The organism is Pantoea sp. 18059 (assembly GCF_902706165.1).
Lineage (GTDB): Bacteria > Pseudomonadota > Gammaproteobacteria > Enterobacterales > Enterobacteriaceae > Pantoea > Pantoea agglomerans.
Genome location: NZ_CACSJS010000002.1, coordinates 235,737 through 260,227 on the forward strand (window position 1 = coordinate 235,737; position 24,491 = coordinate 260,227).

General features: G+C 55.6%; 22 protein-coding genes and 1 pseudogene. 15 read left to right on the top strand and 8 right to left on the bottom strand.

The window, feature by feature from the left end; genetic code table 11:
• Window positions 1-31 precede the first annotated feature (31 nt).
• Together fhuF and GVJ63_RS07895 are read left to right on the top strand one after the other, a co-directional pair.
• The gene (gene fhuF / locus GVJ63_RS07890) at window positions 32-826 is read left to right on the top strand and encodes a siderophore-iron reductase FhuF (RefSeq protein WP_159226659.1); all 795 of its coding nucleotides are present in this window, start codon (window positions 32-34) and stop codon (window positions 824-826) included.
• A 94-nt stretch (window positions 827-920) separates the two neighbouring features.
• Complete coding sequence (locus GVJ63_RS07895) at window positions 921-1,385, top strand: YbaK/EbsC family protein (RefSeq protein ID WP_010251476.1); 465 nt, start codon at window positions 921-923, stop codon at window positions 1,383-1,385.
• A gap of 155 nt (window positions 1,386-1,540) precedes the next feature.
• Here GVJ63_RS07895 and GVJ63_RS07900 read toward each other — a convergent pair whose 3' ends face one another.
• From GVJ63_RS07900 to GVJ63_RS07910, 3 genes are all read right to left on the bottom strand, one after another.
• Window positions 1,541-2,527: a nucleoside hydrolase gene (locus tag GVJ63_RS07900; RefSeq protein WP_159226660.1), complete on the bottom strand. Its 987-nt coding sequence runs from the start codon at window positions 2,525-2,527 to the stop codon at window positions 1,541-1,543.
• An 11-nt stretch (window positions 2,528-2,538) separates the two neighbouring features.
• Entirely contained in the window at window positions 2,539-3,561 is a 1,023-nt protein-coding gene (locus tag GVJ63_RS07905) for a LacI family DNA-binding transcriptional regulator (protein ID WP_029519642.1), read from the bottom strand.
• 86 nt (window positions 3,562-3,647) lie between these two features.
• Entirely contained in the window at window positions 3,648-5,036 is a 1,389-nt protein-coding gene (locus GVJ63_RS07910; protein WP_031593277.1) for an MFS transporter, read from the bottom strand.
• 580 nt (window positions 5,037-5,616) lie between these two features.
• On the opposite strand from GVJ63_RS07910, the gene GVJ63_RS07915 reads away from it, so the two are divergent.
• Complete coding sequence (locus tag GVJ63_RS07915; protein ID WP_010671720.1) at window positions 5,617-6,171, top strand: histidine phosphatase family protein; 555 nt, start codon at window positions 5,617-5,619, stop codon at window positions 6,169-6,171.
• Here GVJ63_RS07915 and GVJ63_RS07920 read toward each other — a convergent pair.
• Entirely contained in the window at window positions 6,153-7,118 is a 966-nt protein-coding gene (locus GVJ63_RS07920) for a WD40 repeat domain-containing protein (protein WP_159226661.1), read from the bottom strand. The genes GVJ63_RS07915 and GVJ63_RS07920 overlap by 19 nt on opposite strands.
• Before the next feature lie 504 nt (window positions 7,119-7,622).
• Between GVJ63_RS07920 and GVJ63_RS07925 the strand changes: the two genes are divergently transcribed.
• Window positions 7,623-8,636, top strand: a complete 1,014-nt coding sequence (locus GVJ63_RS07925; RefSeq protein ID WP_033769592.1) for a glycosyltransferase family 32 protein — start codon at window positions 7,623-7,625, stop codon at window positions 8,634-8,636.
• On the opposite strand, the gene GVJ63_RS07930 is transcribed toward GVJ63_RS07925, so the two are convergent.
• Window positions 8,613-9,530 (bottom strand): LysR family transcriptional regulator, encoded by a 918-nt coding sequence (locus GVJ63_RS07930; protein ID WP_159226662.1) that lies wholly within the window; start codon window positions 9,528-9,530, stop codon window positions 8,613-8,615. The two genes, GVJ63_RS07925 and GVJ63_RS07930, sit on opposite strands and share 24 nt — an antisense overlap.
• Window positions 9,531-9,632: 102 nt before the next feature.
• Here GVJ63_RS07930 and GVJ63_RS07935 point away from each other — a divergent pair, with 102 nt between their 5' ends.
• The 3 genes from GVJ63_RS07935 to GVJ63_RS07945 all read left to right on the top strand — a co-directional run bounded on the left by GVJ63_RS07935 (window position 9,633) and on the right by GVJ63_RS07945 (window position 13,258).
• The gene (locus GVJ63_RS07935) at window positions 9,633-10,022 is read left to right on the top strand and encodes a tautomerase family protein (RefSeq protein ID WP_010251498.1); all 390 of its coding nucleotides are present in this window, start codon (window positions 9,633-9,635) and stop codon (window positions 10,020-10,022) included.
• A 221-nt stretch (window positions 10,023-10,243) separates the two neighbouring features.
• Window positions 10,244-12,535 carry a phosphatidylglycerol--membrane-oligosaccharide glycerophosphotransferase gene (opgB, locus tag GVJ63_RS07940; RefSeq protein ID WP_010251501.1) on the top strand — a complete coding sequence of 764 codons (2,292 nt, stop codon included), beginning with the start codon at window positions 10,244-10,246 and terminating at the stop codon, window positions 12,533-12,535.
• A 219-nt stretch (window positions 12,536-12,754) separates the two neighbouring features.
• Window positions 12,755-13,258: a hypothetical protein gene (locus tag GVJ63_RS07945; RefSeq protein WP_159226663.1), complete on the top strand. Its 504-nt coding sequence runs from the start codon at window positions 12,755-12,757 to the stop codon at window positions 13,256-13,258.
• 16 nt (window positions 13,259-13,274) lie between these two features.
• On the opposite strand, the gene GVJ63_RS07950 is transcribed toward GVJ63_RS07945, so the two are convergent.
• The 3 genes from GVJ63_RS07950 to GVJ63_RS07960 all read right to left on the bottom strand — a co-directional run bounded on the left by GVJ63_RS07950 (window position 13,275) and on the right by GVJ63_RS07960 (window position 16,111).
• The gene (locus tag GVJ63_RS07950) at window positions 13,275-13,988 is read right to left on the bottom strand and encodes a GNAT family N-acetyltransferase (protein WP_159226664.1); all 714 of its coding nucleotides are present in this window, start codon (window positions 13,986-13,988) and stop codon (window positions 13,275-13,277) included.
• Between the two features lie 230 nt (window positions 13,989-14,218).
• Complete coding sequence (locus GVJ63_RS07955; RefSeq protein WP_022625353.1) at window positions 14,219-14,725, bottom strand: RcnB family protein; 507 nt, start codon at window positions 14,723-14,725, stop codon at window positions 14,219-14,221.
• Between the two features lie 132 nt (window positions 14,726-14,857).
• Window positions 14,858-16,111: a serine hydrolase gene (locus tag GVJ63_RS07960; protein WP_159226665.1), complete on the bottom strand. Its 1,254-nt coding sequence runs from the start codon at window positions 16,109-16,111 to the stop codon at window positions 14,858-14,860.
• 240 nt (window positions 16,112-16,351) lie between these two features.
• Between GVJ63_RS07960 and GVJ63_RS07965 the strand changes: the two genes are divergently transcribed.
• The 8 genes and pseudogenes from GVJ63_RS07965 (at window position 16,352) to GVJ63_RS07995 (ending at window position 24,459) form a co-directional block, all read left to right on the top strand.
• Window positions 16,352-17,020 (top strand): YecA family protein, encoded by a 669-nt coding sequence (locus GVJ63_RS07965; protein ID WP_010671734.1) that lies wholly within the window; start codon window positions 16,352-16,354, stop codon window positions 17,018-17,020.
• A gap of 181 nt (window positions 17,021-17,201) precedes the next feature.
• Window positions 17,202-17,795: a transcriptional regulator UhpA gene (gene uhpA / locus GVJ63_RS07970; protein ID WP_010251517.1), complete on the top strand. Its 594-nt coding sequence runs from the start codon at window positions 17,202-17,204 to the stop codon at window positions 17,793-17,795.
• Window positions 17,792-19,291, top strand: coding sequence for a signal transduction histidine-protein kinase/phosphatase UhpB (gene uhpB / locus GVJ63_RS07975; protein ID WP_159226666.1), 1,500 nt, complete (start codon window positions 17,792-17,794; stop codon window positions 19,289-19,291). Before uhpA ends, uhpB begins: the two co-directional genes overlap by 4 nt.
• Before the next feature lie 9 nt (window positions 19,292-19,300).
• Window positions 19,301-20,629, top strand: a complete 1,329-nt coding sequence (locus GVJ63_RS07980) for an MFS transporter (protein WP_045140806.1) — start codon at window positions 19,301-19,303, stop codon at window positions 20,627-20,629.
• 152 nt (window positions 20,630-20,781) lie between these two features.
• Window positions 20,782-22,173, top strand: a complete 1,392-nt coding sequence (gene uhpT / locus GVJ63_RS07985) for a hexose-6-phosphate:phosphate antiporter (RefSeq protein WP_159226667.1) — start codon at window positions 20,782-20,784, stop codon at window positions 22,171-22,173.
• 282 nt (window positions 22,174-22,455) lie between these two features.
• Window positions 22,456-22,635, top strand: a pseudogene (locus GVJ63_RS22480) (HTH domain-containing protein); the annotation flags it as partial.
• Window positions 22,636-22,761: 126 nt separating this feature from the next.
• A complete protein-coding gene (locus tag GVJ63_RS07990; RefSeq protein WP_235038339.1) occupies window positions 22,762-23,967 on the top strand; it encodes a PRD domain-containing protein in 1,206 nt (401 codons plus the stop codon).
• Between the two features lie 18 nt (window positions 23,968-23,985).
• A complete protein-coding gene (locus GVJ63_RS07995) occupies window positions 23,986-24,459 on the top strand; it encodes a PTS sugar transporter subunit IIA (protein ID WP_050679765.1) in 474 nt (157 codons plus the stop codon).
• Window positions 24,460-24,491 lie beyond the last annotated feature (32 nt).

The window sequence follows — 24,491 nt, forward strand, 5'->3', positions numbered from 1 at the left end:
GCTTTCTTATCTACACTTTTCGCGAGTCGTCATGGCAACCGTTTCAGCTCAGGAACAGCGTTTTAACGCTCAGTCGATGATCTTCCGGCAGAATGACCGTCCACTGGCGGAAAGTCTGCATGAGCGGCTGCAACAACAGCGCAGCTATCTGCTTGAATCGACGAAGCTCAGCCAGCCTGCTCCGCGCGACACGCTGACCCTCGCCGCCTGGTCACAATCAGAAGCCTTTACCCCAATTATTCAGCGCTACAGCGATTATCTCTATCGCGATCATCCTGATGCGGTTCGTGAAGCGAAACCGGTGCAGTCACTCTGGGCGCAATGGTATTTTGGTCTGCTGCTGCCCACACTGATCATGGCGCTGTTGCAGGAGTCGCGTGCGCTGGACTGCTCGCCAGAGCATATCCGCGTCGGTTTTCATGAGAATGGTCATCCGGCCACTTTCTGGATCGATGTCCAGGAAGATGAAGAAGCGCGCTACCTCAACCCTCAGCAGCGTATCGATCGGCTGATTCAGCAGCATCTGATCCCGGTGGTCAATGGTATTACGCAGCATGGTGATATCAACGCCCGACTCATCTGGAACAATATGGGCTACTCATTCCAGTGGTTCCTGGGTGAACTGAAAAGCCAGATCGATGAGTCGCTGGTGCTGCAACTGGAGCAGGCGCTGTTCTTCAACCAGCGGCTGCTGGATGGCAGCGAAAACCCGCTCTACCGCACCATGATCCCGCGCAACGGCGAACTGGTCCGTCGCAGCTGCTGCCAGCGTTATCACATTCCCGATGTCGAACAATGCGGCAACTGCACCCTGAGCGGCAGCTAAACAGACTTAATTACGCTGAATTCTCCGTTTATCTCGTTTACAGGCACTGAGGCTTGTGGCAATTTTTACGCCTTCGATCAGCCTGGAGAGAAAGATGAGCCTGGAGTCCGTGCGCCAGTTCTTCGCCGAACACGCCCCTGAAATTGAAATTATTGAACTGGCCGAAAGCACTGCGACGGTCGGGATGGCTGCCCGCGCCCATGGCGTGACGCCAGGAGAGATTGCCAAAACCCTGTCACTGAAAGTGAAAAACGACGTGGTGCTGATTGTGACACGAGGCGATGCCCGGCTGGATAATCGCAAGCTGAAAGCGGCGCTGGGGGCGAAAGCGCGAATGCTGAGCGTGGACGAGGTGATTAACTGGACCGGCCATCCGGTGGGCGGCGTCTGTCCTTTCGGCCTTGAGAACCCGCTGACCGTTTACTGTGATGTCTCACTGCGCAGTTTCGAGGAAGTCCTGCCCGCCGCCGGCGCTATCCACAGCGCCGTCCGCATTACCCCACAGCTGATGGCTGAACTGACTAACGCCCGCTGGATCGACGTGTGCGAAGCAATGTAATGCCGGGTATCAGCTCACACAAGCCCTGCACCTTCTGCCCGCGTCCTGATGCGGCTGACAAACTGACGGATACCGTCAGCGTTTGATGGCCACCGCGCCCTTCTGGAAACCGATCCGCTGCCGCCAGCACGCGGGCGAGTTAATCGCCCACGACATCAGGATTTCAGGCGCTTAAATGCCTGTTCAATAATCGATAACAGCAGCGTGTTATCGACACGATGCAGCACATGCACCGATGCGCCGCACTGCTCAGGCACGCCGACAGTGAGCCGAAGGGGCTGACGATAACGCCAGCTTTTGCCGCGCGTCGCACCGGGACGCAGTTCAATATCCACCCGGTAATCGATGCCTGCCGCGACCCGCTGATTCAGCAACCAGGCGACTACCAGCGCATCGTGGATCCAGCATCCCGCCAGATGCCGGGTCGCCATCGAATAGTCGATCCACGGACGCAGCGTGTCGCGCACAAATTCGGTCAGTGGATGATCGACGGCGGTCAGGCGGGTCAAATCCTGCTGGGTCAGCAGCGTCTGCGTGGTGACATCCATCGGAACCAGCGTTACTGCTGCACCACTGTGCAGCACCTGATGGGCCGCTTCCGGATCCAGGCCAAAATTGGTGTCTTTGATATAATCATCCAGCGTAAATACGCCGCCCATAATGACAATTTCCGCCACAGCGTCGGCCATGGCGGGATAGCGCTGCATTGCCAGCGCCACATTCGTCAGCGGGCCAATCGCCACCAGGGTAATCTCGCCCGGATTGTCGCAAATCAGTTTGCCGATAGCGTCAGCAGCATCAAACGCATCCGCCGCGACATCCGCTGGCTGGCGCACGCCCTGCCACATCTTACCCAGTGCAAGCTGATTGACCCGGTTATCCAGCGTCTCGCGCCACGGCGCAGGATCTTCCTGTAGCGCCTGCGTAGCACCCTGGATTACCGGGATAGATAATCCCAGCCGGACGATCAGATCTTTGGCGACGCGCGCGCCAACTTCACATGGCGTGTTACCGGCCACGGTGGTGATCAATTCCAGCGACAGTGCAGGTGAAGCTAAGGCCAGCGCAATCGCCAGCCCATCATCGGTGTTGGCACCCGCGATACCGTTGCCGGGATCGCAGTCAATAATAATTCTTTTCATATTTTTATAGGCTAACTCTGGCTTTGCGGCTCACAGCCGCAGGATTCACCGATTTCAAGGTAGTGTGGAAACTCCTTTAATTGCGCTTCGCTCTGTCCCTCTTTCAGCATATGAATCGCAGAGCGAGCCATCTCACGCAGTGGCTGGCGCACGGTCGTTAATGTCGGGACGTGAAACGACGAGTGATTGGTACCGTTAAAACAGACCAGCGCCACATCCTGCGGCACACGAATCTGATGTTCGGAAAAGGCGCGAAGCGCGCCAATCGCCTGACCTTCGTTGCTGGTAAACAGCGCACGAGGCACACGACCCCGGGCGATCATGGTTTGTGCCGCAGCGTATCCGCCCTGTGGGGTGTAGCTGGCGGGAAACATCAGCGATTCATCAATCGGCAGCCCGCGATCCTGCATGGCATCACGCCAGCCCTGAATACGATCCTGCGCGTTAAGCATATCGACCGGGCCGCTGATTATGCCGACCTGCTGATAACCATGACTCAACAGATGTGCCGTCACCTGCCAGGCGGCCTGACGCTCATTGACCCGCAGCATGTTAACGCCCGGCTGAGGCTCAACCCGCTCCAGCATGACCAGTGGCGTACCGCTGGCTTTAATCAGGTCAATGTAAGGATGGCGATCGACGCTGTTGTAAAAGAGTCCATCGACCTGCCGATTAAGCAGTCCCTGAATTAACTCCAGTTCGCGCTTGCGGTCATCACCTGCATCACCCAGCAGCATGACGTGGCCGTGATTCATCGACTCCTGCAACAACACGTGCGCCATTGAGGCCACAAAAGGATTGCCGATGTTGGGCACCACCAGCCCGAAGGTTTTGGTGTTACCGGAAGCCAGTGCACGTGCTGCCGCATTTGGCCGGTAACCGGTGGCTTTAATCGCCTCCAGTACCCGCTGACGGGTCGCCTCGGCAACCGGACGAGGCCCGTTATTAATGACATAACTGACAACTGCCACTGAGGTGCCTGCCGCTTTCGCAACTTCACTGCGGGTCACTTTTCCCGTTAACGACTTAGGCACATCACGTTCCTCCATAAAAAAACAGGCCGCTTTACACGGCCTGCTGCTTTTCGCGCTATCCTGGCAGATGGCATCCTCAGGCAAAGCTAGATGGCATCTTCAGGCAGATTGAGATCCCGCCCTCGCGTTTCAGGCGCGACAAAGGTGGTAAAGAACCCAATTGCGGCCATCGCCGAGAAATAAACCGCAATCGGCCACCAGTGACCGGTATAAGAAAGCATAGCAGCGGCAATAAGTGGTGCGGTTCCGCCGGACAAAATCGAGCCCAGTTCTTTAGCTACTGCCATTTTGGTGTAGCGATGATGAACGCCGAACATCTCCACGCCCCATGCCGCCTGCACACCAAAAATACCCAGCGACGCCAGTGCCATACCGACCACGATAACCGGGATCACCAGCATCGGTTCACGCGTGTCGAGCAGCGTAAAGGCGGGCCAGGCGTAGAACATCAGTAGCAGACAGAACACGCGATAAACCACCCGGCGACCAAAGCGGTCAGAGAGCCAGCCCGCTAAAGGAATGATCAGGAAACCCAGCAACGACGCGAGGAACACCGCAGTGGTTGGTACGGACTTGTCGACCATCAGCACCTTTGCGACGTAACCGACGATGAAGCCCTGCGCCAGATAGGAGGGGCCATTTTCGCCGATACGCAGGCCAACCATGGTCCAGAAGGCACGGGTACGCTGGAAGAAAGGCCGCTGATCCACCACCGGAGCGGCCAGCACGCCTGCGCGTTCCGCTTCCATCTCCGCTTTTCTGCGCTCAAACACCGGCGTTTCGCGCAGATGACGTCGAATCCACAAGGCAACCAGCGCAATCAGCGCACTGCTGAGGAACGGAATACGCCAGCCCCACTCCAGCAGGCTCTGCTGATCCATTTGTACCACCAGCAACCAGACCAGCGAAGCCAGCAGTGTGCCGCTGTTAGAACCCAGTGCGATCACGGAGGAGATCAGTCCGCGACGCTCTGTCGGCGCATATTCGCCCAGCATCACCGTCCCGCCCGATAACTCCGCGCCAGCGCCAAAACCCTGCGTAAAGCGCAGCAGAACCAGACAGGCAGGAGCCCAGACGCCAATAGAGGCATAGCTCGGGATTAAGCCGATAAACGTCGTGGAAGCGCCCATCAGAATGATGGTGGAGATCATCACCACCTTTCGGCCTTTGCGGTCACCGAGCCAGCCGAAAAAGAGTGCGCCGATAGGCCGGGCAACAAAGCCGACTGACCAGGTAGCAAAGCTGGAGAGCAGTGCCATTGCAGGGGTTGATTCCGGAAAGAAGACGTCGCCAAAGATAATACCGGCCGCCAGGCCATAGAGCGCGAAATCCGCGTACTCCATTGCCGTTCCGAGCCAGCATGAGAAAGTGGCGCGCCAGAAATCTTTGCGGCCTGAAGGGGTGTTAAACCGCTCATCGGCGGCTGAAGTGGATGACAGTGATGCCTGCTGATTAACGGAGTTGTGTGCCGTCATAACCCTATCCCTGAATGAGTATGCAGATCGATAAACGCCCGTCCATGGGTCGATTCCCTGATAAAAGCGGAAATTCCCCGGTGACGACGTTCAGTTGACTAACCATGATGAAAGGTTAAAGGATTCCCTGGTGTTGGAATCTTGTTCTTCGCCCCATTTCGCCGGTGTATTTTTCACCGGTCGCTTAAACTGAGCGAATGTAACTTAACAATCGATGGGCCTACTGTGCATCGGGCACCGTGAGCAATCACTGGGGACCTAGTGTATCTACGCGCGTAGATAAATCAATAGATCCTGATGAAAATTATTAGTAAAACTTCACTATCACATCCCGTCATCACGCATTTTTAGCGCAAATTCAGCCAGTTACCCGCAACACATCGCCTGAAAAAAATTACCATCGACTATAAGTTACCATTTTCTCTTATGATTAAGCGTTATAAGACTAACTAAAATCCTTTCATCGGGCTCTGTTGTCGCACACGCCTGTGACCATGAGATGACAGGTGTATTTATTCTGAAAAATCGCTGTAAGCGCAGACAATACGTTACCCTGACAAAAAGGGCGGACAGAGATGCTATGAAAATTATCCTGATGCGACACGGTAAACCTGACCACCAGGCTGCGGGTCGCCAGAGCGTGCAGGCACTGGCAGACTGGTGCGAAGCCTACGATCTGTCACAGGTTAGTGACGGACCGCCGCCGCGCAGCATCGAAATTGCCCGTCAGGCTACGTTTATTGTCTGCAGTCCCCTGCCCCGCGCGCAATCCTCCCTGAGCCAGCTCGGTCTGCAGCCCCATGAGGTTGATGCCGTGTTCAGCGAAGTCGCCGTGCCACTGCTGCGAACCGGCGCGGTGCAGCTGCCTACCCTGTGCTGGCTGGCCCTGTTGCGGCTATTGTGGTTCTGCGGGTATGCGGGTGAAGCGGAGTCGCTGCAACATGCGCGCAGCCGCGCCTCAGCGGCGGCAGAGAAGCTGATCGATCACTCACGGCATGGCACGGTGCTGCTGCTGGGTCACGGCATCATGAACAAGATGATTGCGCGCGAATTACGTAAACGCGGCTGGCAGGCGGAGAAGCACGCCAGCAGCCGCCACTGGAGTTCCGCGATCTATCATCGTCCGTTTATCTGACCGATCGGAAAATAACCCAGCACCTCACAGCCCGTTCCGACACGCGGCGTGGCAATCACTTTACGCTGCGTCAGATCGATGACGCTCAGCGTGCCATCATCCTGATTGGCAATCAGCAGCTGTTGCCTGTCTGGCGTAAAACAGCCATCCATCGGCATGTTACCTACCCGGATGTCGCCCAGCGGATTCAGCAGATCGTCAAACAGCGTCACCAGCGGTTCCTGATCGCCTATCGCCACCAGCTGCTCGCCATCGGCGCTGAAGCGTACCACCTGACAGGGTCGTTCATGACCCGGCAGCGTCAGGCGCTGGCGAATGCGGTGGCTTTGCCGATCGATCACATAGAGCAACGGTGCATCAGCGGCGCTGGCGACCAGATAGGGGTGTTTCGGAGAGGCAGCGATGCCCGCAATCGGACCAGGCAGCAGGATGGTGTCGATAACCCGCCCCTCTGCTTCACAGAGATCCACCACGGTGATGGTCGCATCCTCTTCGTTATCGGTGAACAGCTTGCGGCCGCTGGGTGACAGCGTCAGGCGATGCGCGTTGTGAGAAGGAATTGGAATGATTTGTTCCACTTTGTCGCTCTGCGGATCGATCACCGCCACTGCGGCACTCTGCTCACAGCAGAGATAGACTTTGCCATCGCGGCCCAGCTGCCCGCTGTGGGGTGCCCGCAGCGGCGACAGATCGATAAAGCCACTGATCTCCCGACGCTGTAAATCGATAATCGCCACTTTGTGACCCGGATGCGGGTTATTACCATGAACGCCGTCGCCAAAAATGGGTACATAGGCTTTACCCCAGGGGGCCAGCATCAGGAGTTCATGCGGCCGCGGTGGAAAAGCGTTCAGTTCCCGCTCGACCGCGAAGGTTTCCGGATTAAGAAACAGGACGCGATTACCCTGCTTATCAACCGCCAGTAACCCGTAAGATTCACTCTGCATGCGCGCTCCTTTCTCAGTAAGTTCTTCTTAAGCGTAGACAATCCTCTTCAGGCTGTCTGATTCCGCGGATTGATGAGCCGGGCTTACACCACCAGTTAAGTACAATAGCCACTGTTCCTGTGGCCCGGGCCGCAGGATAACGCGCAGGTTAAGAATAATATTCAGATATTCCTTAACTGCGTTTATTCCCGCATTTAAATAAATCATTAACAGTGACGACATTATTATTTTCATAACGTGACCGGATTATTTCCGTATTATCCTAAAGTCAAAAAAAGACATAGCTAATGTGTAAATAATGTTTTATTAAAAAGGTGCAGTGCAATTAAACAGCCGTGAGGAAACTATCGCGCGCTCCAGCACTGCGTCGCCACCAGGGAAAACTATTCATTAATTCCCGCACTCATCGGGATTGCAGTCAGTATGTAATTCCGGCCGTTCCCGCCGCTGGCGGAACGGGCAGAGCCTGCACTATGACGGGAAAATAAAAATAACAGGTGTACCATGACTTCACATCGCCAACGTCCAGCGCATAAAATCTGGCGTAACTGGAAAAGAATATCGTTCAGTAGCCAGATGTTATGGAATAGAAAACAGCAGAAACTCTGTCGGGCACCGGAATATGATCCGGGTCAGGAAGATAATGTCGTATTGATCGCGCAGCAGAAAGATCTGCCGGAGATTCCAAAAATCGTCTGGATGGTCTGGCATAACGATCACCTGCCTGCCTCAATGGCGCTGAATATCAGTAAAATCCGGCGGGACAACCCCGACCACCAGGTTTATCTGATTACGCAGCGCACCCTGTCGCAGTGGCTGCCCGATCTCAACTTTATCTCTTCCGATCTGACGCTGGCACATAAAAGTGAAATCATCCGGCTTGAGCTGATTCACCGTTATGGCGGCATCGGCATTGATTGCAGCACATTGCTGTTTGAGAATCTCGCCTGGGTGCATCGCGTTCACGAAGCGCGGTCAATGGATCTCATTGGTTACTATAACGAGCAATCGACGCTGAATCTGCTTGCGCCGGTCACCGAGAGCTGGTTTCTTGCTGCCGCCCCGCAAAATCCGTTTATCCGCGAATGGCTGAAACAGCTGGCACCGGTTAAAAACGTCGGTATCCGCAACTATTTCCATGAGCTGAAGAAGCGTGATGATTTTCCGCTGATTGTGCAGAATATGGAGAATCCGTCTCGTCAGCTCCTGTCGCTGGCGCAGCAGGTTGCGATGCGGGAATACCGGCGGGCTAATCTCTATCTGCGTAAAAGTGAAGCCAGCGCCTGGTTCTATCAGCGCCTGCATGCCGACAGCAGCAGCGCCTTTGCGCAGTCTGTGATGTTTCAGCAGCGGCCACAGACGCCGCCACCCATTATAAAATTAACCGGCAACGAGCGGCTGCATCTCGACTTCAATCTGCGGCTTGGTTTATATAACCGCAGCAGCCTGATTGGCGAGATGATGCACACCACGCCACCTGCGCTGGCATTGCCTTCAACGGTCAAAGCGCGCGCGTAGCCAGTGTGTAAACGTGGTGACCGCGCGGGGCACCTGCGCCGCCCAGGGTCGTACGATCCACAGGCGGGCGGCAAAGGCCTCAACCGGCTGCCACGCAGGCAACACCTGCTGCAATGACCCTGCTGCCAGCGCCTCCCGGGCGCTGAAATCGGGCAGCATAGCGATCCCTAACCCCTGCAGGGCCGCATCGCGTATCGACTCGCTGTTGTTAGTGGCAAAGCTGCCCTGAATCCGTATCTGGACCTGTTCGCTATCCGCGGAGGTGGTAAATCGCCAGCGCGGTGATTCGACGCCGCGTGGGTAGTAAAGGCAGTTATGCTGCGCCAGATCCTGCGGCGTATGAGGTATCCCCTGTTCATTAAGATAGGCGGGTGATGCCACCAGCAACGTCCGCGTGTCACACAGTGGCAGTGCCACGTGGGTTTCCGGCAGGGTGTCGCTGTGTCGAATGGCCAGATCAAATCCCTCGCTGCTCAGCGACACAATGCGGTCAGTCACATCCAGTTGCAGACGCACCTGCGGATAATCACGCAGAAACTCACCGATAATCGGCACCAGTTGCTGACGGGCAAACGCCACCGGTGCGGTAATGCGCACCAGGCCACGGACCGGCCCGGCGGTGTCCCGCACGCTGAAAAAACTCTGTTCAATGCGGGCAAAAGGCTCGCGTAGCTCCTCCACCAGCTTCTCACCGGCAGAGGTCAGCCGCACGCTGCGCGTAGTGCGTTGTACCAGCAACACACCGGCCATCTCCTCCAGCTCTTTAATTTTCTGACTCATCGCCGCCTTGCTGACGTCGAGCCGCTCTGCCGCGCGGGTAAAACTGCCCTGCTCTGCCAGTACGGTCAGCCAATGCAGATGATCCCACAGCGTATCCGTTTTCATCTCTTTCATCGTGATTGTTCACTATAGTGAATAATCATTTCAGGCTACGCGCTTTTTCCCGCCGGATAAAGGGGTCACCATAGGGTTCTTAATCACCGGGAGGAATCCGCTATGCCACTGCTGCAATTTGATGTTATCCAGGGTCGTTCAGAATCAGAGCTTCGTACACTGCTGGATGCGGCACACCGCGCCGTGCTCACGGCCTTTAAGGTGCCGGAACGCGATCGTTACCAGATTGTTCAGGAAAACAAGCGCTATCAGATGGTGTTTCAGGATACCGGACTGGGGTTCAGCCGGAGCGATAATCTGGTGATGGTGCGGGTCTATACCAGCCCACGCAGCAGTGAACAGAAACAGCTGTTCATGGCCGAGCTGGCGCGTGAGCTGCGTGAACATTGTGGTGTGCAGGGCAACGATTTAATGATCAGCTTTATCACCAACGACAAAGGTGACTGGAGTTTTGCCGACGGCGAAGCACAATATCTCACCGGCAAACTCTGAAAATCGCCCTGACTTCTGCTCTGCTGACGGTGCGCGCCAGCCACCGTCACGCCTGATAACCTCACTTCTGAAATGACAATAAACCAATCTGCTCTTCACCGCACAAATCGGGCCGGATATGTTGCAGCCGGATTACAGCCAATATAGATTGTCGAAAAACCATCCCCCGAAGGTGGCCGGTTGCGTGAAGCCTCGCGTAGCCCTGAAGAGAGGATTTGCCGTTGTCCGAATTGGTGTCCGTCGCGTTGTTTCTGGCCGCTATTGCAATCTATTCCTGTAAAGCCGGGCGTAACAAATTCTGGTTTATTGTCGTTCTTATTCTGCTGGTGCTTTTCGTTGTGCTGAACGCCACCCTCTATGCCAGCAACTATTTTACCGGTGACGGCATCAACGATGCGGTGCTCTATACCCTGACCAATAGCCTGACCGGCGCGGGCGTCAGTAAATATGTAGTGCCGGCGATTGGCCTGATCATCGTACTGTTTCTGCTGTTCTGCCTGCTGTCGTGGATTCTGCGGCGGCGTAAGCGTCCGCATCACATGGGCTGGTCGCTGCTGGCTGCCGCCTGCGCACTCGGCTCGGTGCAGACTACCCCGGCCTTTCGCCAGGTCGCGACCCTGATTGTGTCGCATACCCAACTGGCAGATTCTGACTTCGACAACTTCTATAAAGTGCCGCGTAATCGCATTGAACAGCCGCACCTCAACGTGGTTTACATCTATGGTGAAAGCTTAGAGCGCACCTATTTTGACCCTATCGCCTTTCCCGGCTTAGCGCCGGAGCTGAGCCGGCAGAAAGAGCAGAGCATCGACTTCAGCGAAACCGAACAGCTGCCAGGTACCGATTACACCATTGCGGGCATGGTCGCCTCACAGTGTGGCATTCCGCTGTTTGCCCCATTTGATGGCAATGCGTCAGCATCGCTCTCCAGCTTCTATCCACAGAACGTCTGTCTGGGCGACATCCTGAAGAACTCCGGCTACGAGAACTGGTTTATTCAGGGTGCCGATCTGCGTTTCGCCGGGAAAGATGTCTTCCTGAAATCACACGGTTTTGATCCCGCTAACCTTTATGGTTCGCAGGAGCTGAAAAGCCGCGTCGCCGATCCTACCTACCGTAATAACTGGGGTTATTACGACGATACGGTAATGGATGAGGTGTTTGAGAAGTATCAGGAACTCTCTCAGGCCGGTAAACCTTTTGCGCTGTTTACGCTGACCGTCGACACCCATCATCCTGACGGATTTATCTCACGCAGCTGCGATCGCAGGAGCTACAGCATTGAGGGCAAACCGAATCAGTCATTCAGTGCGGTCGCCTGCTCGCAGGAGCATGTGGCGCGCCTGATTGCGCGCATTAAAGCGTCGCCGTGGTTCAAAAACACCGTGATTGTGGTGAGCTCGGATCATCTGGCGATGAACAACACTGCGCATCCGTGGCTGGTCAAACAGCCCCGTCGCAATCTTTTCATGGTGATCCGTGGTGACAAGCCGCAGGCGGAATTGATGGAGGCGAAGCGCAGCACGCTGGATAACGGCGCCACGCTGCTCGATATTCTCGGCGGCGATAACGCGATTGGCCTGGGCCGCAGCAGCCTCTCATCGCTTTCACTCTCCACCCAGTTCGACGATATGAAGAGTAAGGTGGCGAGCTGGAAGCCCGACATTATCCAGCTGTGGAACTTCCCGAAGAAGATAGACAACTTCACGGTGGATCAGGCGAAGAATATCTTCAGCTTCTCGGGAACCACCTTCAAATTGCCGATTCTGTTCCGCATCAGTGATAAGCACGTTGAGCCGATGCCGGAGGGGGAATATTCGGCACCGCTGCGCTATCAGCTGGCGGATTTCGCCTCAGCCGATAAATTCCTCTGGGTGGATCGCTGTTTTAAAATGGCGCGACTCTGGCAGCCTTCGCTGGCACTCTCCGGCGATCTCTGTGTGGCGATGGGACAGCTCGGCGGCACGCCGTCGGTGACGCATGTCGACAAACCGCAGTGGAAAGGCAAAGTCCGTTTCCCCGAGGGCGCTATCAGCGATGCGCGTTACCAGCAGAACCTCGCGCAGATCCGTATTGAAGATAACAACATTCGCTACAGCGCCGATAGCTTCAGGCTTGACGTGCCTGGCGCACCGGAGAGTGTTAAAAGCTTCAGCGGCATCTCACGGCCAGAGAGCTGGGGACGCTGGTCTAACGCTAATCTCGCGCCCGAGGTTCATATCGACTATATCGATGCGCTGCCCGCGAAGTTCGATCTGGTGATCACCGCGCGTGCGTATGGCCCCAACGCGCACCGGGCGATTCCGGTGCGAGTCGGCGATCAGCAGCAACTGCTGTCACTGAGTGAAGAGATATCGACCCATACCCTGCATTTTGATAACCCAGGCGCCAGTCATCGTCTGGTGATTGCACCACCTGAACCACAGCTGAGTAACACCGGCAATATCACCGGTCAGGATCCGCGTAAACTGGGCATCGGCATGGTTGAAATTAAAATCGTGCCACAGCCCTGACGCCCGCTTTTTCTCTTTCCGACTCTGCGGATTTCCGCAGAGTCGCCTCATCCTGCCATCAGCTAAATGTTGCGAGACAGCCCGCACTCTGCTGCACGTTACTTGTTGTACTAATTGATATTTTTCGGCGAGACGCGCAAAATATAACCGGCTTAGTGGCGATACGTCTTTTGCCTGTCATGATGCCGTTATCGCTGAAGTGCACAGGGAGGTGTCGTGATGACAAGCACAATGATGAGTACCCACAAAGCCTTTAAAGCGCTGCAACAGGCAGGGATCGACGATCAGCAAGCGGAGGCGATGGTGGAGGTGTTTACTGATATGCAGCAGAGGCAGCCAGGCGGACAGGTTGGAAAGCAACTCGGTCAGATTCAGACCAAAGCCAACCATATAGATATTCGGCTCGGGCAGCTTACAACCAAAGTCGATCAGATAGATGAGCGGCTTGGTCAGCTCACAACAAAAGTACATCAGATAGACGAGCGGCTTGGCCATGTTGAAAGAAAAACGGACAAACTGGCCATCCGTTTTAATCAGTTAGAAGCCAAGGTGGATAAGCTGGATGTCGCTCTCAGTGAAATGAATTTCCGATTAACTTCGGCTGTGGACAGCCTCAGAAATGACGTTGTTACTCTGACCACCGATATGCGCTGGATCAAACGGTTATCTATTCTCATGACCACCACCCTGCTGGCGGCGGTCCTGAAAGATATTGTAATATGATCCCGTTATCACCCGGTCAGAGTCTGTCGCGCAGCGCCTCCAGCTTTTCGCGCTGCTGACCGTCGGCGGTAAAGTTCTCCTCCGCCAGCCAGCGCTTCAGGCCCTTTTTCACCTGCGGCCATTCGCTATCGATAAGCGAGAACCAGCTGGTGTCACGTGAACGCCCTTTGTAGACGATCGCCTGACGGAAATCGCCTTCATAACGAAAACCGAGACGTGCCGCCGCTTTACGGGAAGGGGCGTTACAGCTATCACATTTCCATTCATAACGGCGATAACCCAGCGTCTCAAAGGAGTAACGCATCAGCAGGAAATGCGCCTCCGTTGCCATGCGGGTCTGCTTCAGCCGGGCCGAAAACATGACATGCCCGACTTCCATCACGCCATGTTCAGGCTGAATGCGCATTAACGACAGGCTACCCACCGCCTGCTCAGTGGCGAGATCGATCACGGCAAAATGCAGCGGATCGCGACTAATTTCAAGCTGTGCGGCATACGCCTGCCATGCCGGACGTTCGGTAAAGGGACCGGCAGGCAGGTAAGTCCAGTCACGCCCATCTTCAGCCAGCGCCCATGCCTCAAACAGTGCCTCAGCATGACGCGCCACACTGAACGGCTCCAGCCGACAAACTTCGCCAGTAAAAACCTGATGCTGGGGCAGAGGTCGGGGCTGCCAGTCTGGCATTGGCTCACCGACCGGCTGTCCGAACTGATTGGTATGTTGTGACATGTTGTCTCCTGGCTGCAGATAGAGGTCAGTAGATTGCCACGATGCTGGCGGATTATGCACCTGGATTATTAGAAAAGGGTTATTCCGGCGCAGGCCGATGGCGGCTGTTGAAGCATCACATGAGGAGTCGTAGGAGAGGCAGAGCAGGAACAATCGCGGCGGGCAGGTGAAATTTCTGCTGGGAGCTAAAAAAAGCCGGTCATCACGACCGGCTGATTTTTATCGCTTATTTAACCGCGGAAGAAGATATCGCCCGATTTACCCATGACGATTTTGCCGGTGTCATTGGTAATAAGAATGTAGTTGGCGTTGATATAGGCCCAGTGGGTGTTTTCCTGCGGAGCAGGCAGATTACGCTTTTGCCACTCATTGATGGTGTACGTTTTATCGGTGTACTTCTCTGGCACTGTGTCACCGATTTGGTACTGTTTGTAGTCGATGATGATGGTGCTGAGGTCGTAATTAGGGTGCGCGCCATTGGAAGGTGCCGGCGTGGTCGGCGTAATACCATCATTAGATTGTGAGCTGGTCGGCGCCTGGCTTTGCGCGGCACCGGCATCCGGCTGAACGCTGCCCGTATCAGGCGTAGCGGGCTGCGCATCCGGATTAGCAGGCTGAATCTGCGGCGGTGGCGGAACGGTATCCGTTGCTTCGCCAGCGGCTTGTACAGCGGGGATCAGGCTCAGCGAGCCAACCAGTAATCCCATTGATAAAAGTACACGTTGAGTCCTGCGCATAATGATTTCCACGTTGAATTTTGACAGTCAGGCTAAAGACAATGTTTATCGCACTTCAGTTCCGGCGCACTGACGCTATGTGTAAGGAAAAACAGCGCTATTCACTTTACTGCACACAGGCCAGGTAGCGGATCACTGTCCGACCACTTTATCCTGAGTTGCCAGATCGACCAACAACGCAATGCCTAAATAGTTACTCCAGTTAAAGCCGTTCTGCAGCACCACAATCGCATTGCCGTTACGTTTATCGTAGCCGATAAAACTGGCATAGCCGCCGATATAGCCCACCTGATAGGTGATCTGCTGCTCTTCGAAAGTGTCGGTCACCCAGGCGATATTCTGCGCCTGCGCGCCCTGCTGATACCACGCCTGATCTACCGCCGCGAAAGCCCGGTCCCGCGCAGCATCACCGGTAGCGCTGAGATGTGCGCGCAAATAAGCACTCAGATCGCGCGCGTTACTGTAGAGACTGGCCGCGGCCACCATGTTGCCGTGAAAATGCCAGTCAGGCGTCAGCGTGCCGCGGCGAATAAATTTCGGCTGATCGCCTGCATGGCCCAGCGCACGCAGCGGATAGCCCGTCAGCGTTTCCGGTACAAAACTGCTTTGGTTCATCTTTAACGGTGTGAAGATAAGCTGTGATGCCAGCGTCTGAATGTCCTGATGAAAACGCGTGCGCAGGATATAACCGAGCAGCGCATAGCCGAGGTTGGAGTAGTGTGGCAGGCGTACCGAGGGCGCAGAGAAGTCCGCCAGATAACTCAGCAGCTTGTCGCTATCAAGGTTGCCATAGAAGTTCTCGCCGGTATCCAGATAACGAACGAACTGCTGCAGCATCGTCAAATCCATATCCTGTCGCGGCAGACCCGAGGTGTGCGTCACCAGCTGCAGCAGCGTGATGCGCTGCGCGTCAGCGCTGAGGTGAACGCCTTCCGGCAGAAGATCGGCCAGTGTATCGCTCCAGCGCAGCTTACCCTGATCAACCAGCTGGATAATCACTTCTGCCGTCACGCCTTTACTCAGCGATCCCAGTGCAAACAGGGTATCGGGCGTGACCGGATAGCGATGCACACGATCGGTGACGCCAAAAGCGTAATAGCGGGTCGGCCCACCGCGATGAATGACCGCAATGCTGATGCCGGGAACCTGCTTCTGTTGCATGTAATGCTGCACGATGTCGTCGACATTTTCATGAAAGGTGGCGTGTGTCAGATAAACGCGGTCGCCCACCGGGGCGGAGGTTTGCGACAGGGTTCCACATCCCGCCAGCAGGAAGATAAAGGCTGGCATGAATCGCGTCATTAATCTGCTGATCCACTGGCCGCCAGGGGTCAGCCGTGCAAGGGAGACTGCAACAGCCGGCCTGCCAGTAAATCCATTTTTCATATATTAATCATTTACTTATTATTATTTAACACGCAACTGTCTGGCTGGAGCGCAAAAATGTACCATAAAGTGCTGTGGGCTATCGCCTGCACAACGGGGTGAAAGTGGTGCTAAACGCGGTTTAATCACCGCAGCACGCCCGAACAGGGTTAGCTGTGTTGCAGCCCACAAGGGTGTACACTGCTGCGGTTTTAAGGCTCAACGCCGCTGAAATTTTTGAAATGCCCGGGAGGCAACCGCATGAAAGAAGGCCCACTGTCCGAAAAAGAGCTGCAATGGCTGGAAGATATGCTGGAAAAATATGGCAGCGAAGCATCGATTATTGATGTCTCCGAGCTCGACGGCCTGCTGACTGCCGTTCTCTCCGGTCCCGTCACCGTCGAGCCAAGCCAGTGGCTGGTGGCACTGTGGGGTGGCGAGAAGCAGATCCCAAAATGGAGCAACGAGCGTGAAATGACGCGCTTTATGTCGCTTTGCTTCCAGCATATGAATGATGTGGCTGACCGCTTATCTGAATTCCCTGAGCAGTTCGAACCGCTGTTTGGCATCCGTGAAATGGAAGGTCTGGAATTTACCGTGGTGGAAGAGTGGTGCTTCGGCTACATGCGCGGTGTCGCGCTGACCGACTGGACTGCCCTGCCGCAGGACCTGCAACCCGCGCTGGACGCCATCGCTCTGCACGGCGTGGAAGAGAATCTTGAAAAGATCGATGCCATGACGCCGGACGAGATGGAAGCCAGCATTGAAGCTATCCGTCCTGCTGCGCTGGCGCTGCACGATCACTGGATCTCCCAGCCTGAAGCGATTCCCGTTCCCCAGAAGCCTGTCGCGGCAGAGAAACTGCCTGGCCGCAACGATCCCTGCCCGTGCGGCAGCGGCAAAAAATATAAGCAGTGCTGTCTGCACTGATCGGCTGCTTAGCCTCACGATCTGCCGGGCGGCGATTCAGCCCGGCATGCTTTTCTCACGATCCACGACAGTTTGACCTGTATCACTCTGCCCATTCCCTTACCTGAATAGACTGCTCACGACTTGAACAGCTTCGTGCTTATCGCTAAGGTAAGCGCGATTTTACCCGCCAGGAATAAACATGATCACCATCGCGCTTATTGACGATCACCTTATCGTCCGCTCCGGCTTTGCCCAGTTGCTGGGCCTGGAATCGGATTTCCAGGTCGTAGCGGAATTTGGTTCTGGCCGTGAGGCGCTGGCAGGTTTACCGGGCCGGGGCGTTCAGGTCTGTATCTGCGATATTTCGATGCCGGATCTCTCCGGTCTGGAGTTGCTGAGCAAGCTGCCGACGGGCCTGGCCACCATCATGCTGTCAGTCCATGACAGTCCGGCCCTGGTGGAGCAGGCGCTTAATGCCGGTGCGCGTGGATTCCTCTCTAAACGCTGTCGTCCCGATGAGCTGATCGCGGCGGTGCGCACGGTCTCCACAGGCGGCTGTTATCTGACGCCAGAGATTGCGATCAAGCTGGCCGCTGGTCGGCAGGACCCGCTGACCCGACGCGAACGTCAGGTGGCGGAAAAACTGTCACAGGGCATGGCGGTAAAGGAAATTGCCGTTGAGCTGGCACTGTCACCGAAAACCGTACATGTCCATCGCGCGAATCTGATGGAGAAGCTCGGCGTCAGCAATGATGTGGAGCTGGCGCGCCGCATGTTTGATGGCTGGCAATGAGCCCCTGTGTCTCGCGGCTGATCTCCATTGTCGCCAGCTTTTTCATCTTCTCGGCGGCCTGGTTCTGCCTGTGGAGTATCAGCCTGCACCTGGTGGAACGCCCGGAGCTGGCGGTGCTGCTATTCCCGTTTGGCCTGCGTCTGGGGCTGATGCTGCAATGTCCACGCGCTTACTGGCCGGTGTTGCTGGTAGCTGAGTGGATCATGCTGATCTGGCTGGCGAAGGTGGTCGCGCTGGCGCATCTGCCGCTGTTAATGGCAGGCAGTGTACTGACGCTGCTGCCGGTGGCGCTGATCTCCCATTACCGCCATCAGCGTGACTGGCGCACGCTGCTGAGCCAGAGCGCGGCTCTGATCGCCGCGGCGCTGCTGCAATCCCTGGCGTGGGCGGGACAGCAGGAGATGCTGAACGCGCTGTTGCTGACGCTCACCGGTGGTCTGACGCTGGCTCCGACCTGCCTGGTCATCTGGCACTACCTCACCAGCACCCGCTGGCAGCCGTTGGGGCCGGCGCTGGTCTCGCACCCGGTCAACTGGCGCGCCCGGCATCTTATCTGGTATCTGCTGCTGTTTGTCATCAGTCTCTGGTTGCAGCTTGGCCTGCCCGCTGAACTGTCACGCTTTACGCCATTCTGTCTGGCGCTGCCGATTATTGCGCTGGCCTGGCACTACGGCTGGCAGGGTGCGCTGATCGCGACGCTGATGAACGCAATCGCGCTGATCGCCAGCCAGACCTGGCACGATCATCCGGTCGATCTCCTGCTCTCGCTACTGGCGCAAAGCCTGACCGGACTGCTGCTGGGTGCCGGTATCCAGCGGCTGCGTGAGCTGAATCAGTCGCTGCAAAGTGAGCTGGCACGCAACCGGCGCCTGGCGGAACGGCTGGTCGAGACAGAAGAGAACGTGCGCCAGGAGGTGGCGCGCGAACTGCACGATGATATCGGTCAGACGATTACAGCAATCCGCACCCAGGCGGGCATTGTGCAGCGCCTTGCGCCGGATAATGGCCGGGTGATCCAGAGCGGCGTCCATATTGAGCAGCTATCACTGGGTGTCTACGATTCAGTGCGGCGACTGCTGGGACGCCTGCGACCCCGCCAGCTAGATGACCTGTCACTTGAACAGGCAGTTCGCTCCCTGATGCGTGAGATGGAGCTGGAGGATTGCGGCATCGTCAGTCACCTTGAGTGGCGTATTGATGAGACGCTGCTGAGCGAAGCGCAGCGCGTCACGCTGTTTCGCGTCTGTCAGGAGGGGCTGAACAACATTGTGAAACACGCCAGCGCCAGCGCCGTGACGCTCAAAGGCTGGCAACATAATGGTCGCGTTTTGCTGGTGATTGAAGATGATGGCTGCGGTCTGCCGCCAGGTTCCGGTCAGCAGAGCTTTGGTCTGGTCGGGATGCGCGAACGCGTGAGTGCGCTGGGTGGATCGCTGACTATCTCCTGCACCCATGGAACCCGCGTCAGCGTGCATCTGCCGCTGCGTACGGCCTGAGGAACCACCGTGTTTAACTTTCTGAAAACGCCCGCTAACGCCGCTCCGCTGCAGGACAAAAGTGAGATTGACAGCCGCTATCGCTACTGGCGACGGCACATCATGTCGACCATCTGGATCGGCTATGCCCTGTTCTACTTTACCCGCAAAAGCTTCAATGCGGCAGCGCCGGAAGTGATCGCCAGCGGCGTGATGATGCGCACCGATATTGGCCTGCTGGCGACGCTATTTTACATCACCTACGGCCTGTCGAAGTTCTTCTCCGGCATCGTCAGTGACCGCTCCAACGCCCGTTACTTTATGGGGCTGGGGCTGATCGCTACCGGCGTGGTCAATATCCTGTTTGGCTTTTCCACCTCACTGTGGGCCTTTGCGCTGCTGTGGACCATCAACGCCTTTTTCCAGGGCTGGGGCGCGCCGGTCTGCGCGCGCCTGCTGACAAGCTGGTATTCACGTAACGAGCGCGGCGGCTGGTGGGCACTATGGAACACCGCGCACAACGTTGGCGGTGCGGTTATCCCGATCGTTATCGGCGCAGTGGCGCTGCACTATGGCTGGCGAATCGGAATGATGATTGCGGGCGGTTTAGCGATTCTCGCCGGACTGTTTCTCTGCTGGCGTCTGCGCGACCGGCCTCAGACTGTCGGCCTGCCCGCGGTAGGCGACTGGCGACAGGATGAGATGGAGATGGCGCAGCAGCAGGAAGGCGCAGGTCTGAGTCGCAAAGCGATCCTGACCCGCTACGTGCTATTCAACCCCTACATCTGGCTGCTGTCACTCTGTTACGTGCTGGTCTATGTGGTTCGCGCGGCGCTTAATGACTGGGGAAATCTCTACATCTCCGACACGCTGGGGGTAGATCTGGTCACGGCCAACTCGGTAGTCACCCTGTTTGAGCTGGGCGGTGTGATAGGCGCACTGGTCGCGGGCTGGGGCTCGGACAAGCTGTTTAACGGCAACCGCGGGCCGATGAACCTGATTTTTGCAGCCGGGATTTTGCTTTCCGTCGGCTCACTGTGGCTGATGCCCTTTACCAGTTATGTGATGCAGGCAGCCTGCTTTTTTACTACCGGTTTCTTTGTCTTCGGCCCGCAGATGCTGATTGGTATGGCGGCAGCCGAATGTTCCCATAAAGATGCGGCGGGCGCGGCAACCGGCTTCGTCGGTCTTTTCGCCTATCTGGGTGCGTCACTCTCCGGCTGGCCGCTGGCGTGGGTTATCGACGTCTGGCACTGGAGCGGCTTCTTTGCGGTGATTGCCACGGCGGCGGGGATCTCCGCGTTGCTGCTGCTGCCGTTTTTAAATGCTCAGGCGCCGCGTCCCCTGCCTGAAGCGTGATACGCCTCTCCTTTTTGCCCCGAGTGAGGCAAAACTAAGAAATTTTCCTGGTTTCGCCTGGATGCTGTCTCAGGCCAGTCTGGCGGCAGGTTTTTACAATGCCAGCCATTCGCTGCCCATTGCAGCTATTCCAACCAGGAGAATCCCCTTCCATGCTGGCATTCCTCAAACAGGTGCGCAGACCGACGCTGGATCTGCCCATCGAACTGCGGCGCAAGATGTGGTTCAAGCCGTTTATGCAGTCCTATCTGGTGGTCTTTATCGGCTACCTGACCATGTATCTGATCCGCAAAAACTTCAATATCGCGCAGAACGATATGATCACCACCTACGGACTGAGCATGACGCAGCTGGGGATGATCGGTCTGGGCTTCTCCATCACCTATGGCGTCGGGAAAACCCTGGTCTCCTATTATGCTGATGGCAAAAACACCAAGCAGTTCCTGCCGTTTATGCTGATCCTCTCGGCCATCTGTATGCTGGGTTTCAGCGCCAGCATGGGCACCGGCTCCGTCAGCCTGTTCCTGATGATCGCCTTTTATGCCTTAAGCGGATTCTTCCAGAGTACCGGCGGCTCCTGTAGCTACTCCACCATCACCAAATGGACGCCGCGCCGCAAACGAGGTACTTATCTTGGCATGTGGAATATCTCGCATAACCTCGGCGGTGCCGGTGCGGCAGGCGTTGCGCTGTTTGGCGCCAATGTGCTGTTCAACGGCCACGTGATTGGGATGTTTATCTTCCCGTCGATTATCGCGCTGATTGTTGGTTTTATCGGCCTGCGCTACGGCAGCGACTCCCCGGAATCTTATGGCCTGGGCAAGGCCGAAGAGCTGTTTGACGAAGAGCTGAGCGATGAGGACAAAGAAGCTGAAGATGATTCGATGACCAAATGGCAGATCTTTGTTGAGTACGTACTGAAGAACAAGGTGATCTGGCTGCTCTGCTTCGCCAACATCTTCCTCTATGTGGTGCGCATCGGGATCGATCAGTGGTCAACGGTTTACGCCTTCCAGGAGCTGAAACTCTCTAAAGAGGTGGCGATTCAGGGCTTTACCCTGTTTGAAGTGGGCGCACTGGTGGGCACGCTGATGTGGGGCTGGTTATCCGATCTGGCCAATGGCCGCCGTGCGCTGGTGGCCTGCGTCGCGTTAGCGCTGATTATTGCCACGCTCGGGATCTATCAGCATGCCAGCAACCAGTATGTCTATCTGGCGTCGCTGTTCGCACTGGGCTTCCTGGTGTTTGGCCCGCAACTGTTAATCGGCGTCGCCGCGGTCGGCTTTGTACCGAAAAAGGCAATCGGCGCAGCGGATGGCATCAAAGGCACCTTCGCCTATCTGATTGGTGACAGCTTCGCCAAACTGGGCCTGGGCATGATTGCCGACGGCACGCCGATATTTGGCCTGACCGGCTGGGCGGGCACCTTTGCCGCACTGGATGCCGCTGCTATCGCCTGTATCTGCCTGATGGCGCTGGTTGCGGTGATGGAAGAGCGTAAGATTCGCCGCGAGAAACGATTGCAGCGTTTAAAGATGGCGTAAAGATAGAATCAGGCCCGGCGTAAGCCGGGCTTTCCCGCCAGGTTCCGCCCTCAGCCATTGATGTAGCCCCACCAATCGGATCACTGCCAGTCAGCCCGCCAAACCCTCCCATCCCCTTTCACTTATTCTTTCATCTCGTCCCCGATTATTTAAGAAATTCACTGTCAGGTGGTCAGCCTGACCACCAGGTTGTGGCCATGTTTTAATATTTACATGGCATAGTGCCTTTGTTTAGATGATAACTGACAAGGCGAATAACGGATTAAGCGGAACCTGATGATGATGAAGGCGCTGACTGAACGGCAACTGACGATTATGCGACAGCTTATTTCTCATAACAGTTATGTGAGCCTGCACGCTATTTCAGAAAAAACGTCTATTACACCCAGAACTCTACGCCGCGATATTGCCGACATTAACGAAAAACTTTCTGACCAGGGAATCAATCTCAGCGGAAAAAGTGGGAGAGGGATCACAATTAAATTCGCTGATGCGCAGTCGGAAATAGCCGCGCGCCGGATTTTCTCTGTCGAGGTGGATGATTTCAGCAGCAACTTCAGGATGCTGAAAATAGCATCGGATTTATTAATGCTTTCACCAAAAAGTTCCTCCATCAGTGAACTGGCGGATAAATATTTTATCAGCCGCGCCTCGATAGTGAATGATTTAAAAACATTAGAAGCATGGTTACATCAGTTTGATTTAACCTTATTAAAAAGCCGTGTCGGAACCAGCATAAAAGGCAGTGACCATAATATTCGCATGGCGATGAAAGCGCTGGTGTTAAAATCGATTTATAACCGTCAGGACATGATGGAAAGCCGTCTGGATGAAAGCACGCTGCAGGAGCTTTCAGAGAAGTTTGGTCAGCAGGCTGTCCATTTTACCCTGCAATTAATTAATTTTATTGAACAGCAGCTGCAATATACGATAAGCGATCCTTACTACATCAATTTATTTACGCATATTCTGGTACTGATCCACCGGAGCCACTCGCCGATGCACAGGACCGACGCCCGCGCGGTGTCGATGAACCGGGTCAGCGACCATCACGCCTGGCAGGTATCACTGGCGGTGATAGACCGCATTGAGACCGCCTACAACACGGTACTGGTGGCCGAGGAGTCTCACTCCATCTATCAGTATCTGGTCTCCTCCGGTAAGGCGGGTGGTGAGTCACCACAGCACGATGACTCGCTGATTTCAGAGCGTGAGACCCGCTTTACTGAGGCGCTGATCGCCCGGGTGGCGCAGCGCATCAACATTGAAATCACCACCGACCAGAACCTGCAGGCGTCATTGTCCTCTCATATCAAGCCGATGCTGAACCGCCTCAGATATCACATCCGGATTAAAAATCCGCTGCTGCATGATATCCAGACCGAGCTGGGCACGGTGTTCGCCGCCGTTAAAGCGGTAATCAGCCAGCTGACGCAGGAGTACAGCCTGGATGAGATCAGTGACGATGAGGTGGCTTACCTGACGGTGCATATTCAGGCGGCCATCGAAAACAGCATCAAGGTAAAACGGGTCTTGCTGGTCTGCTCCAGCGGCCTGGGTACCTCGCAGCTGCTTTACGGACGGATCATCCGTGCCTTTCCCGACTGGAAAATTATCGACATCGTGCCAGGGAAAAATATTGCTGACTCCCTGAAACGACATGAGTGTGACGTGGTGATTTCCACTATCCGGCTGGAGCCGCTGGAAAAACCGGTGGTGTATGTCTCTGCCCTGTTCTCGGCGAAAGATATCGCAAGAGTAACGGAGTGTCTGGTATCGAATTCGATTAATTAATGATAATGGAGAAGCAAAATGACGACAGCCGTGGCTATTAACGAAGTATTAAAAGAAGAGTGCATTATTCTCGATGTCGATTGCCAGACCAAAGAGCAGATTATTTCTCAGCTGACCGACCTGCTCTGCCAGACCGGGGCCGTCACCGATAAAGCCGCTTTCCTGAAAGATGTCTATCTGCGTGAGGAATTAGGCTCTACCGGATTTGAAAACCATATTGCTATTCCGCACGGCAAATCTGCCGCCGTCGCCAAAACCCGCATTGCCGTGGGGCGATTACGCCGCGACATTCCGTGGGAGACCATCGACGGCACCAAAGTCCGGCTGGTTATTCTGTTCGCGGTAAAAGAGTCCGATAAAGATGTGGGCCATATCAAAATGCTCGCCAAAATATCCATCGCGTTAGGCGATGAGGATGTCGTCGAGCAATTACTTAATGTCCCGCATCGCGAAGAGATGTTTCATTTACTGTTATCCCGATCGGGAGCCTGAATAAACCGGAGAGCAACATGAATTAAAATATT

Excerpts from the sequence above, each read along its gene's own strand:
- fhuF (WP_159226659.1), top strand. The coding sequence starts at position 32 with ATGGCAACCGTTTCAGCTCAGGAACAGCGTTTTAACGCTCAGTCGATG.
- GVJ63_RS07895 (WP_010251476.1), top strand. The coding sequence starts at position 921 with ATGAGCCTGGAGTCCGTGCGCCAGTTCTTCGCCGAACACGCCCCTGAA.
- GVJ63_RS07900 (WP_159226660.1), bottom strand. The coding sequence starts at position 2,527 with ATGAAAAGAATTATTATTGACTGCGATCCCGGCAACGGTATCGCGGGT.
- GVJ63_RS07910 (WP_031593277.1), bottom strand. The coding sequence starts at position 5,036 with ATGACGGCACACAACTCCGTTAATCAGCAGGCATCACTGTCATCCACT.
- GVJ63_RS07915 (WP_010671720.1), top strand. The coding sequence starts at position 5,617 with ATGAAAATTATCCTGATGCGACACGGTAAACCTGACCACCAGGCTGCG.
- GVJ63_RS07920 (WP_159226661.1), bottom strand. The coding sequence starts at position 7,118 with ATGCAGAGTGAATCTTACGGGTTACTGGCGGTTGATAAGCAGGGTAAT.
- GVJ63_RS07925 (WP_033769592.1), top strand. The coding sequence starts at position 7,623 with ATGACTTCACATCGCCAACGTCCAGCGCATAAAATCTGGCGTAACTGG.
- GVJ63_RS07930 (WP_159226662.1), bottom strand. The coding sequence starts at position 9,530 with ATGAAAGAGATGAAAACGGATACGCTGTGGGATCATCTGCATTGGCTG.
- GVJ63_RS07935 (WP_010251498.1), top strand. The coding sequence starts at position 9,633 with ATGCCACTGCTGCAATTTGATGTTATCCAGGGTCGTTCAGAATCAGAG.
- GVJ63_RS07945 (WP_159226663.1), top strand. The coding sequence starts at position 12,755 with ATGACAAGCACAATGATGAGTACCCACAAAGCCTTTAAAGCGCTGCAA.
- GVJ63_RS07950 (WP_159226664.1), bottom strand. The coding sequence starts at position 13,988 with ATGTCACAACATACCAATCAGTTCGGACAGCCGGTCGGTGAGCCAATG.
- GVJ63_RS07955 (WP_022625353.1), bottom strand. The coding sequence starts at position 14,725 with ATGCGCAGGACTCAACGTGTACTTTTATCAATGGGATTACTGGTTGGC.
- GVJ63_RS07960 (WP_159226665.1), bottom strand. The coding sequence starts at position 16,111 with ATGAAAAATGGATTTACTGGCAGGCCGGCTGTTGCAGTCTCCCTTGCA.
- GVJ63_RS07965 (WP_010671734.1), top strand. The coding sequence starts at position 16,352 with ATGAAAGAAGGCCCACTGTCCGAAAAAGAGCTGCAATGGCTGGAAGAT.
- uhpA (WP_010251517.1), top strand. The coding sequence starts at position 17,202 with ATGATCACCATCGCGCTTATTGACGATCACCTTATCGTCCGCTCCGGC.
- uhpB (WP_159226666.1), top strand. The coding sequence starts at position 17,792 with ATGAGCCCCTGTGTCTCGCGGCTGATCTCCATTGTCGCCAGCTTTTTC.
- uhpT (WP_159226667.1), top strand. The coding sequence starts at position 20,782 with ATGCTGGCATTCCTCAAACAGGTGCGCAGACCGACGCTGGATCTGCCC.
- GVJ63_RS07990 (WP_235038339.1), top strand. The coding sequence starts at position 22,762 with ATGCTTTCACCAAAAAGTTCCTCCATCAGTGAACTGGCGGATAAATAT.
- GVJ63_RS07995 (WP_050679765.1), top strand. The coding sequence starts at position 23,986 with ATGACGACAGCCGTGGCTATTAACGAAGTATTAAAAGAAGAGTGCATT.